The sequence below is a fragment of the Kitasatospora sp. NPDC002965 genome (genome assembly GCF_040611255.1).
In the GTDB taxonomy this organism is placed as follows: Bacteria; Actinomycetota; Actinomycetes; order Streptomycetales; family Streptomycetaceae; genus Kitasatospora.
Map to the genome: position 1 here is coordinate 21,592 of NZ_JBEXNT010000085.1, position 8,710 is coordinate 30,301.

9 protein-coding genes are annotated in these 8,710 nt (G+C 71.7%); 3 read left to right on the plus strand and 6 right to left on the minus strand.

What is annotated here, in order from left to right; genetic code table 11:
• Positions 1-419 precede the first annotated feature (419 nt).
• Positions 420-623 carry a DUF664 domain-containing protein gene (locus ABZY91_RS27710; protein WP_355405713.1) on the minus strand — a complete coding sequence of 68 codons (204 nt, stop codon included), beginning with the start codon at positions 621-623 and terminating at the stop codon, positions 420-422.
• Positions 624-668: 45 nt separating this feature from the next.
• The gene (locus tag ABZY91_RS27715; RefSeq protein ID WP_355405696.1) at positions 669-1,190 is read right to left on the minus strand and encodes a hypothetical protein; all 522 of its coding nucleotides are present in this window, start codon (positions 1,188-1,190) and stop codon (positions 669-671) included.
• Positions 1,191-1,340: 150 nt separating this feature from the next.
• On the opposite strand from ABZY91_RS27715, the gene ABZY91_RS27720 reads away from it, so the two are divergent.
• Both ABZY91_RS27720 and ABZY91_RS27725 read left to right on the plus strand, forming a co-directional pair.
• Entirely contained in the window at positions 1,341-1,919 is a 579-nt protein-coding gene (locus ABZY91_RS27720; RefSeq protein WP_355405714.1) for a GNAT family N-acetyltransferase, read from the plus strand.
• Positions 1,920-2,264: 345 nt separating this feature from the next.
• Positions 2,265-2,642: a hypothetical protein gene (locus ABZY91_RS27725; RefSeq protein ID WP_355405697.1), complete on the plus strand. Its 378-nt coding sequence runs from the start codon at positions 2,265-2,267 to the stop codon at positions 2,640-2,642.
• 95 nt (positions 2,643-2,737) lie between these two features.
• Here the strand turns inward: ABZY91_RS27725 and ABZY91_RS27730 are convergent, their stop codons facing one another.
• From ABZY91_RS27730 to ABZY91_RS27740, 3 genes are all read right to left on the minus strand, one after another.
• Positions 2,738-4,003 carry an arginine deiminase gene (locus ABZY91_RS27730; RefSeq protein ID WP_355405698.1) on the minus strand — a complete coding sequence of 422 codons (1,266 nt, stop codon included), beginning with the start codon at positions 4,001-4,003 and terminating at the stop codon, positions 2,738-2,740.
• A 65-nt stretch (positions 4,004-4,068) separates the two neighbouring features.
• Positions 4,069-5,529 (minus strand): basic amino acid/polyamine antiporter, encoded by a 1,461-nt coding sequence (locus ABZY91_RS27735; RefSeq protein WP_355405699.1) that lies wholly within the window; start codon positions 5,527-5,529, stop codon positions 4,069-4,071.
• Positions 5,530-5,938: 409 nt separating this feature from the next.
• Positions 5,939-6,682 carry a MarC family protein gene (locus tag ABZY91_RS27740; RefSeq protein WP_355405700.1) on the minus strand — a complete coding sequence of 248 codons (744 nt, stop codon included), beginning with the start codon at positions 6,680-6,682 and terminating at the stop codon, positions 5,939-5,941.
• Between the two features lie 425 nt (positions 6,683-7,107).
• Here ABZY91_RS27740 and adhP point away from each other — a divergent pair, with 425 nt between their 5' ends.
• Positions 7,108-8,121: an alcohol dehydrogenase AdhP gene (adhP, locus tag ABZY91_RS27745; protein WP_355405701.1), complete on the plus strand. Its 1,014-nt coding sequence runs from the start codon at positions 7,108-7,110 to the stop codon at positions 8,119-8,121.
• Between the two features lie 140 nt (positions 8,122-8,261).
• On the opposite strand, the gene ABZY91_RS27750 is transcribed toward adhP, so the two are convergent.
• The gene (locus ABZY91_RS27750) at positions 8,262-8,546 is read right to left on the minus strand and encodes a hypothetical protein (protein WP_329876756.1); all 285 of its coding nucleotides are present in this window, start codon (positions 8,544-8,546) and stop codon (positions 8,262-8,264) included.
• Positions 8,547-8,710: the final 164 nt, after the last annotated feature.

Below are 8,710 nucleotides of genomic sequence, written 5' to 3' on the forward strand. Positions count from 1 at the left end.
ACTTCGACGCGCCGCCGCCGGTGACTGCCTCGGCATTCCTGAGCGCGGTGTCGATGGACTTCCTGACCAGTTGCAGGTGCTGCAGGTTCGTCCGGACCTCCGCATCCTGGTACTGCGAGGCGTTGTTGTTCCGCAGCTCCGGGATCAGGTTTCCGCGGGTGCCGCGCTCGAAGTACTGGCTGATGCCGTAGCCGCCCGGGCTGTAGTAGGTCGTCAGGCTGTAGGTGGAGTTGTTGTTCGCATTCCGTGGAGCCGTTGACCTGGTGGCGCCGAATTGCCGGGGTGGAAATCCCGTCGCGACACCCCCGTTTCACGTCATGATCAAGAATGCAGACACATCCGGGGGTCCGGAAGCTCTCATTCCGGAGGGTGGGCGGCGGATGCTTCCCGAGGGCGCCGGGGCCGTCCCGGCCGGCCGGTCACTCGCCGCGGGCGCCGTCGGCCATCTCCCCGAGCACGTCCATGTGGCCGACGTGACGGGCCGTCTCCTGAATCACGTGACCGAGCAGCCACCGCACGGTGCAGTCCTTTCCGTCGACGCTCCGGGCCGCGCGGTGTCCGCTGACGCTCCCTCGCCTCGGAGGAAGGGTGCCGTCGAGCAGTGGGGGCCGACCGTGGCGGATCCCACTGCGGGCGTCATCGCTGGTCGGCGTCGTCGGGGGTGGGCGTCATCGCAGGTGGGTGTCGAGGGACGGGCCGAAGTAGGTGCCGAAGAACCGGTGTGACCAGCTGCCCCGCTGAACGTGACAGAGCAGCCGGCTGGGGCCGTCGTAGTCGCTCTCCATCAACTCCTCGGGAACCACCACGTAGCCGAGGTCGACCAGGGCCCGGGTCGTCGTGGCGAGATCGGCGTCGTCCAGCTCTCCTTCGGCCCGGGCGTCCTCCGTCCCGAGGAAGGCCCCCGGGTTCTCGGCGCAGATCACGGCCAGGGAGCCGAAGTTGCTGAGGCAGACGACGATCCGGGTCCCGCACACCGTCGCCCCGCCCGGCACGACGACCCGGCCGAACTCGCTGGAGTCCTGGGTGGTCCCGGCCTCGCACCGGGTCGCGAAGTCACCGTCGAGCCGGGTCACCAGCTCGCCCAGCCGGGCCGCCAGCGCGGCTCGGTCGTAGTGCTGCGGCCACTCCAGCCAGTCCGGGTCGTCGAGTTCGCGCAGCAAGGCCCGTAGATCCGCTTCGTTCTCCGTCATGCGGTCATTCTGGCGGACTGGGCGGTGGACGGCGGGCCGCGCATCGGGGCAGGCTCGTCCGCAGAGGTCCCGGACCGCTACCGGGGCCCTCTGCCCGTGTGACCTCACCGACCCCGTGCACCCCACCGAGCGCCGGACCGACGGCACTTGGTGCTCAGTCTCCTGGAGATCTCCATGCCGCTGCCCGCCTCGCCCGTGCTGCTGACCGGAAACGACCTCGTCCTGCGGGAGTGGGCGCACGCGGACCTGCCGGCCATGGTCGAGCTGTTCGACGATCCCGACGTCGCCGCCCGCACCACGCTCCGCTCGCCCTTCGACCTGGACGCGGCGCGCGAGTACCTGGAAACGATCGACCGGAGCCGGGCCGAAGGGCAACGCCTTCATCTCGCGATCACGGCCGACGGTCACCAGCCCCTGGGGGCAGTGCATCTCAACCTCTCCCGGGGCACCATGGGCTACGCCGTCGGCAGCGCCCACCGCGGACGGGGTCTGGCCCTGCGAGCCATGCGGCTCCTGACCGACTACGCCCACCAGGTCCTTCAACTGCCCCGGCTGCTGCTGGAGATCGAGAGCGACAACGCCCCCAGCATCGCCGTCGCCCGGGCCCTGGACTTCCGCCCCACCGGCGACGAGCCGGAGCGCGTGCAGGGGAACGGCCGGACCTACTCCTGGCACACCTGGGCCCATGGCGCACCCGCCATCCGCCGGCTGCCGGTCCGCAAGCCCTAGCCGCGTGTCGGGGTGCGATCCGGTAAGCCGTCTCGGGGGACACCGAATCACCTGATCGACGCCGAAAGGGAGTTCGTCGAAAGGTTTCTGCCGATCGGCGGGTGCGGCCGGTACCCCGAACGACTGCGGCAGCAATTCGAGGAAGTGGTCCGGCGGTTCAGTACGGGATCCTCGGCAACGGCCTGGTGGGATCCGCCCGCCCACCGCCGAGACCAGTCGGCCGGGGTGGTTCAACTAGAGTTCCAGTCAGGTGAGTTCGTCGTCCAATTGGCCTCTTTTCCTCTTTCCGAGCGCTGTGCCGGTGGATAGCGTGCCACAGCACGTCACCAACGGAGAGGTCGTCTGATGAACATCCGTAAGAAGATCGCCACGCTGACTGCCGCGGTCCCCCTGCTGGTCGGCGTGTCGGTGGCGACCGCGCCCACCGCATCAGCCACGGAGAGCTGCACCAGCGGGTACGTCTGCATCTACCAGGGCGACATCGCGGACGGCAGCGGCAATCACCCACTGGTCTACAGGTTCTACGAATACGGGACCTACAACGTGTACAACCTCGTCGGGGAGTACACCGTGAAGAACTGCCAGACAGGCGGCGCGGGGGTCACGGGCTACACCGGATGGAACGCCGGGGGAGGCGTTGCCTGGTCCATCCCCGTCAACAACTGTGCGGGGGGCCTCTGGGTGAACCTCACGTCGACGTACTCCGTCAGGCTGTACCCGTGATCGCACGTCTTCACGAAGCGCGTGAGTGCGATGCCCTCGGTGGCGAGGGCATCGCACCGGGCGTGTGACCTGGCACGGAAGCCCTGTCGGTACACCTAGTAGTCGACCGGTTCGCGGATGACGGGGCAGGTCATGCAGTGGCCGCCGCCGCGGCCCCGGCCGAGTTCGGCGCCGACGATGGTGATGACCTCGACACCGGCCTTGCGCAGCAGCGTGTTGGTGAGGGTGTTGCGGTCGTAGGTGAAGACCACGCCGGGTTCGAGGGCGACGGCGTTGTTGCCGCTGTCCCACTGCTGGCGCTCGGAGGCGTACACGTCGCCGCCCGTCTCGATGACGCGCAGCCGGACGCCGAGGGCCTCGCCGACGACGTCGGTGAAGCTCCGGGAGCCCTCGTCGGTGATGTCGATGCCGACGGCGTTGTCCCCGGGGCGCAGCGTGAAGGTGTGGACGGCGTTCATGATGGTCGGGTAGAGCGTGACGATGTCGCGGTCGGCGAACGTGAAGACCGTGTCGAGGTGCATGGCGGCGCGGAGTCTCGGCATGCCGGCGACGATGACCCGCTCCGCCGCGCCCTGGGCGAAGAGCGCACTGGCGACCTGGGTGATGGCCTGGCGGGAGGTCCGCTCAGACATGCCCATCAGGACCACGCCGTTCCCGACCGGCATGATGTCGCCGCCCTCGAAGGTCGCCTGGCCCCACTCCCGTTCGGGGTCGCCCCACCAGACGGTGGAGCCGGTGAACTCCGGGTGGTACCGGTAGACCGCCTTCATGAGCAGGGTCTCGTCGTGCCGGGCGGGCCAGTAGAGGGGGTTGAGGGTGAGCCCGCCGTAGAGCCAGCACGTGGTGTCGCGGGTGTAGAGGGTGTTGGGGAGCGGCGGCATGAGGTACTCGCGGGTGCCGGTCGACTCGCGGGCCAGACCGATGTACCCGGAGCGGTAGTCGTCCGGGAGGTCGCCGGTGGCCAGTCCGCCGATCAGGAACTCGGCCAGTTCCTTCGGGGTCAGGGTCTCCAGGTAGCCGCGGGTGCCGTCGACCAGCCCGAGTCCGACCTCGTTGGGCGTGATCTTCCGGTCGAGCAGCCAGTCCCGGGCGCCCGGCACGATCAGGGTCTGGGCGAGCAGGTCGTGCAGTTCGACGACGTCGACGCCGCGATGGGTCAGCTTGTTGACGAAGTCGGCGTGGTCGCGCTGAGCGTTCTCGACCCACATGACGTCGTCGAAGAGCAGGTCGTCGGAGTTGGTCGGGGTGAGGCGGCGGTGGGCCAGGCCGGGCCGGCAGACCAGGACCTTGCGCAGGCGGCCGACCTCGGAGTGGACGCCGTAGCCGTGGGCCGGGCTGGAGGCGGTGTCGTTCACGGTCACGGGGGGCCTTTCGGTGACGGGACGGGCGAGGGGCAGGCGGCGGACGCGCGCGGGCGCGGAAGGGTTCAGATGGTGATCCACCCGGCGGCCAGGGCGGTGATCCCGGCGACGGCACCCGCGATCGAGACGGCGAGGATGACGAGTTCGCGCGGGGAGAAGAGCCGCCGCCCCTGCTCCCGGCGGGCCATCACGAACAGGACCGTGGCGGGCGCGTAGACGATGAAGGAGACCAGGACGAACTTGAGCCCGGCCGCGTAGAGCAGGAACGCGGTGTACACGGTGGCCAGCGCGCCGACCGTGAGCTCCCGCCCGCGCGAACGGGTGCCCGGGGCCGAGCGGTGGGCGATCTTGGCGGCGTACGCGGCGGCGAGCAGGTACGGGATGAGGCTGAGCGCGCTGGTCAGGTCGAGGGCGAAGTTGAACGCGTCGTCGGAGAGCAGCGTCACGAACAGGACGACCTGCGACAGCACGGTGGTCATCAGCAGGGCGGGCACGGGGACGTCGGAGGCGTTGGTGCGGCGCAGGAACCGCGGCATGTCCTTGTCCTTGGCCGCGACGAGCAGGACCTCGGCGGCCATCAGGGTCCAGGCCAGGTACGCGCCCAGCACCGAGACGATGAGGCCCACGCTGACCATGACCTTGCCCCAGGTGCCGACCGCGGCCTCCAGGACGCCGGCCATCGACGGCTGGCGCAGCTCGGCGATCTCGGCCATGGGCAACAGGCCGTAGGAGACGATGGTGACGGAGGCGAAGATCGAGAAGACGCTCAGGAAGCCCAGCACGGTGGCCCGTCCGACGTCCTCGCGCCGCTTGGCGTGGCGGGAGTAGACGCTGGCGCCCTCCACCCCCAGGAAGACGAAGACCGTGGCGAGCATGGTGCCCCGCACCTGCTGGAACAGGGAGCCCGCGTAGTCGGCGCCGCGGAAGTTCTCGGCGAAGACGTCCGTGTCCAGGGAGAACAGGGCCAGCAGGATGAAGACCAGGATCGGGACCAGCTTGGCGACCGTGACGACCCGGTTGATCGTCGCCGCCTCCTTCACGCCCCGTCTGATCAGGAGGAAGAACAGCCAGAGCCCGGCCGAGGAGCAGACCGCGGCCAGGAGGGTGTCACCGTCGCCGAGCGCGGGGGCGATCGCGCCGATCGTCGACATGATCAGCACCCAGTACGTCACGTTGCCCACGCACGCGCTGGCCCAGTAGCCGAACGCGGAGAAGAAGCCGAGGTACTCGCCGAATCCGGCCTTGGCGTAGGCGTAGACGCCGGCGTCGAGGTCGGGCTTGCGGACGGCGAGGGTCTGGAAGACGAGGGCGAGCATCAGCATGCCCGTGCCCGCGATCGCCCACGCGATCAGCGCCCCGGCGACGCCGGTCTCCTGCGCGAAGCGGCTGGGGAGCGAGAAGACGCCCGCACCGACCATCGAGCCGACGACCATGGCGGTCAGGGTCGGGAGCGTCACCTTCGCGGTCGATCCCGGCCGGGCGGCGAGGTCGGCGCCCTCCGGGGGGCCGCCGTCGTCCTTCCGCATGCCACCTCCGTTTCGTACGGCCCGGCTGCCCTGCCGGCGGGCCGGTTCGGTTCCGGTCGCGGTCCGGCGGGTCGGGCCCGGTCCGGCCCTGGTCCGGTCCGGCCCGGCCCGGACAGGCGGGTCGGGGACCGGCCTCTGGCGAGACGGTTACCGGATCATTTGTTCATATACGTCCGCTTGCGGCGAGCGGCGGACGCCGCGTCCCGAGGCCTCCGAGGAGGCCCGCGGCCGGGTGGCGGACGCCGTTCGGCACTGGTCAGCCCGGGTCCGCGGTCCCCGCACCGGCCGACCGGCGGGTGACGGAGGCGCCGTCCGCCGCCTCGTCCGAACGGTCGACGCAGGGGAGCGCGGAGGGGAGCGGTCGGAGGGGAGCGGTGGGAGGGGAGCGGCCGGAGGGGCGGGCGGGGCCTCAGTTCAGTACGTCGAGGACCAGCCGGGTGCCGCCGCTCGCGAGCAGCATCATGGCGATCGCGACCAGCAGGATCCCCGCGACCTTCTCCAGAACGGCGCCGGTCGAGTCGGACACCCGCCGGGTCACGTGCCCGGCCGCGTACAGCGTCAGCCCGGTGACCGCCGCGTACCCGAACCCCGCGACGGTCAGCCCCACCGCCGCCCACCAGCCGGGTGCCTCGGCGCGGTAGGCGACGAAGAAGCCGAAGGTCGTCCCGCCGAAGGTGAGGGGGAAGGTCAGCGGGGTGAAGACGATCGAGCGCCACGGCGCCGGCGGCCCGGCACCCGCCCTCCCGGGGCCCGGCCCGGAGCCGGGCTCGGCACGCGGACCGGGCTCGGCGCCCGGTCCGGTGCCGCCCGGTCCGGCCGGGGGCTCGACGGCGGCCTCGGCCACCGCCTTCGGCGGCGGCGCGGTCCGGCCCGTCATCATCGGCACCGCCGCCAGCAGCAGTGCGATGCCGCCCGTCGCGGACAGCGCCGCCGTACTGATGCCCAGCAGCTCCAGCAGCGGCTCGCCGATCCAGAGCGCCGCGAGCATCAGCACCGAGACGTTGGTGAACAGACCCCACGCCAGCTTCCGCTGCTCGTCGGACGTGTAGCCCTCGACGATCGGCAGGTAGGAGGAGAGTGCGGCGATCGGGCTGTAGAGCGCGAAGAGGGCGAGGAACAGCAGCAACGCGTCGTCGAGGTGCAGCGAGGGCATCGGACTCCCAACGGGGGCGGGGGTGCGCGCGGGACCGCGGCATGGCCGGGCCTCCGTCGCTTCGCAGCCGGTACCGCCAGCCTTGGGCCGCCTCCCGGGGCGGGCCAGCGGTTCTGAGCCGAACGGACTACCCGCCCCGCCCGGTCCCGCCCCGTCCGGTCCCGCCCCGGACCGGCTGACCCGACCGGCGGAGCGAGCCCACCGGGCGCCGCCGGGCGGCCTCCGTGAAGTGCCGGGGGAGCTGATCCGGGCGAGACTGGGGCGAAACGGCCCGCAGGGCCCGGTACCGGCGGGACCATCGGCCCGGCGCGTCCGCCCTTCCGGCCCTGCCGCCTGCGCGGACCCGGGGGTGGGATGGAGCCGAGGGGCCGGAACCTGGTTCCGGGCCGTCGGCCGAACGCAACCGCGAGGGCAGGAGCACAGAGATGAAGGCCGCCGTCGTCCACGACTTCACCCAGCCGCTAGTGATCGAGGACCGCCCGGTGCCCGAGCCCGGGCCGCACCAGGTCCGGGTCAGACTGGAGGCGTCGGGGCTCTGCCACACCGACATCCACGCCGCGCACGGCGACTGGCCGGTCAAGCCCACCCCGCCGTTCGTGCCGGGCCACGAGGGCGTCGGCATCGTCGAGGCGGCCGGCGCGGAGGTCCGGCACGTCGGAGTCGGCGAACGGGTCGCCATCGCGTGGCTCGCGGACGCCTGCGGGCGCTGCGACCAGTGCGTCTCCGGCTGGGAGACCCTCTGCCTCCAGCAGCACAACAGCGGCTACTCCGTCGACGGCGCCTACGCCGAGTACGCCCTCGCGCACGGCGACTACGTCGTCCCCGTCCCCGACGGCATCGACCCGCTGGACGCCGCCCCGCTCTCCTGCGCCGGCGTCACCACCTACAAGGCCCTCAAGGTGTCCGGCGCCCGGCCGGGCACGCGCGTCCTCGTCTCCGGCATCGGCGGCCTCGGCCACCTCGCCCTCCAGTACGCGCGGATCAGCGGCGCCGAGACGATCGCCGTCGACGTCACCGACGACAAGCTCGCCCTCGCCCGCGAGCTGGGCGCCGACCACGTCCTCGACGCCCGCACCCAGGACGTCGCCGCCGAGGTCCGGAAGCTGGGCGGCGCCCACGCTGCCGTCGCCCTCGCCGTCAGCAACGCCTCGTTCCAGGCCGCCTACGGGGCGCTGCGCCGCGGCGGCACCCTCGTGCTCGTCGCGCTCCCGGCGGAGGGCAAGCTCGAACTCCCCGTCTTCGACACGGTCCTGAACGGCACCAAGGTGATCGGCTCCATCGTCGGCACCCGCGAGGACCTCGCCGAGGTGTTCCGCCTCCACGCCCTCGGCCGCACCCGCGTGATCCGCGAGACCCGCCGGCTGGAGGACGTCAACGCCTGCTTCGACGAAGTCCTCGGCGGCAAGGTCTCCGCCCGCCTGGTCTTCGACCTGACCTGACCCGGCCCGACCCCACCTGGGCCGCCGTTCGGCCGGTCTTTCCGGTGGGCCGGACCCGGGCCGCCAGTCCGCCGGCCCGCACGGGCGGGCGGCCCGCACGGCGACAACCGCGGCCCAGGGCCGGCGGTGGGACTCCGACGTCACGCGGTGCCGGTCGTGGACGGGAGTGCGGTCGTGCGCTCCAGTACGAGGTCGAGGTCCGACTCGATCTCCTGGCCCGCCGTCAGGTGAAGATGGGATCCGCCGGGCACTCCCTCCTGGGCGAGGGTCAGCAGGTGGCGTGCCAGGGAGACCAGTCCGGCCCGGTTCCCCTTGATGACGACCTCTGCGGAGTCGATCCGCACCTCAAGGTCGAATCCGTCGTCCCAGACGAGGCGGATCCCCTTCTCCGGGTGGCGTTCCGGAACCTCGATCACGTAGTCCATGGGCGGCAGGCTTCCTTCGAGCGGACGGTCCGGTCGATCCTGCCGTACGGACCCCCGGTCGTTCGACGGTGGGGCGGTGGGGCGGTGGGGCGGTGGGGCGGTGGGGCGGTGGGGCGGCGGGTCTCGGCGTCGCGCCCGCCGGCCCCTGGTCGGGATGCCGAACA